Consider the following 1,540-nt stretch of genomic DNA (forward strand, 5'->3'; position numbering starts at 1 on the left):
CGCTACACTGTGTATATAAAAAGTACGTTCCTATAATTACTAGGAGCACACCTATTCCAAGCGTAATAAAATTGGTACTTGGTATGAAGCGAAATACTGAAAAATATCCATACCCTATACTAATTAAAGAAAGTAGCGATAATAAAACTGAAGATTTCGGTTCAGGTTTTGGCTTTTCCTCTGCTCGAATAAGTTCCACAAGTTCCGTTACTTTTATCATTTTAAATGTAAATAATGAAACAATTAAAAACAAGAAAAGAAATGTGATAACAGTTAATAATACAGCCCGCACTGGTATATAAAAAGGTAAACCATTATTAATCATTAATACACTTGCACTTATCAATAAGACTAGTTTAGAAAATATGAGTCCAATGAAAATCCCTATACAAATTGAACCAAGTCCAATCAACATATTTTCAATTAATAATAATTTCTTAAGCTGTCTCATTGACATACCTTGCATCATTAAAATGCCAAATTCTTTCTTACGCGTTTTTAAAAACGAACTAACTGAATATAAAATGAAGAAAAATGAAAATACAAAAATCAATCCTTGCGAAACTGAAAATCCCAATGTACCAAATGCACTTATTGTTGCACTTGTCGATTTCAACTCACCTTGTAAATCGGGATGAAATAATAAAAGAGCATACGTAAAGAAAATCATAATAGAAAATGCACTACTTAAAAAATGGGCAGCATATGTACGCTTATTGCGAAAAATATTATTAAATGCGAACTGACGAAAAGTCATGCCTTTTCCCTCCTAACAAAGAAAGGACATCCATAATCTTTTGATAAAAAGTTTGCCTACTTTCACCACAATAAATTTCGTTATATAGTTGACCATCTTTAATAAAGATTACTCGGCTGCAAAAGCTCGCTGCATACGGATCATGTGTAACTAACATCATCGTTGCTTTTTCTTCTTTATTTAGAGTATCCAGCATCTCCATTACATCATTTGAAGATTTAGAGTCCAAGTTCCCTGTTGGTTCATCTGCAAGTAATAATTGCGGCTTATGAACAATTGCACGAGCGATTGCTGTTCTTTGAGCTTGTCCCCCTGATATTTCAAACGTTCTTTTATTCAATATATCTGTAATATTTAACTTCTCTGCAATCTCTTCCAATCGCTTGTTCATTTCTTGCACGGAAACACCATCTAAAGTCATCGGCAATACGATGTTTTCTTTTACAGTAAGTGTGCTAAGAAGATTAAATGATTGAAAAACAAATCCTAATTGTTTTCTGCGGAATAACGCTAATTCTTCTGATGATAATTGAAAAGGATTTGTGCCATTAATAAATATTTCTCCCGATGATGGAGAATCAATAGTAGATACCATATTTAATAACGTTGTTTTTCCGCTACCTGATGGACCCATAATTCCTACAAATTCACCTTCTTGAATTGATAAATCAATATCTACTAATGCTTTATAAGGTACTTTCCCTTTATATACTTTACTAATACTTTTTGCATGTAAAATTTCCATGTATATTCTCCCTTCATTTCCACTGCTCACTATAGAGT

At 32.1% G+C, this 1,540-nt stretch carries 2 protein-coding genes; both read right to left on the bottom strand.

Annotation, left to right across the window (positions count from 1 at the left end; translation table 11 throughout):
- Nucleotides 1-757: ABC transporter permease (locus tag ABWK52_RS29235; RefSeq protein ID WP_353772371.1), on the bottom strand; the 757-nt coding region annotated here is incomplete at its 3' end.
- A complete protein-coding gene (locus tag ABWK52_RS29240) occupies nucleotides 732-1,502 on the bottom strand; it encodes an ABC transporter ATP-binding protein (protein ID WP_000404276.1) in 771 nt (256 codons plus the stop codon). The genes ABWK52_RS29240 and ABWK52_RS29235, both read right to left, overlap by 26 nt.
- Between the last annotated feature and the right edge of the window lie 38 nt (nucleotides 1,503-1,540).

It is taken from the genome of Bacillus sp. AP50 (assembly GCF_040492675.1).
In the GTDB taxonomy this organism is placed as follows: Bacteria; Bacillota; Bacilli; order Bacillales; family Bacillaceae_G; genus Bacillus_A; species Bacillus_A cereus.

What these genes read in the sequence shown, in the direction of transcription:
- ABWK52_RS29240 (WP_000404276.1), bottom strand. Translation starts at nt 1,502, where the DNA reads ATGGAAATTTTACATGCAAAAAGTATTAGTAAAGTATATAAAGGGAAA.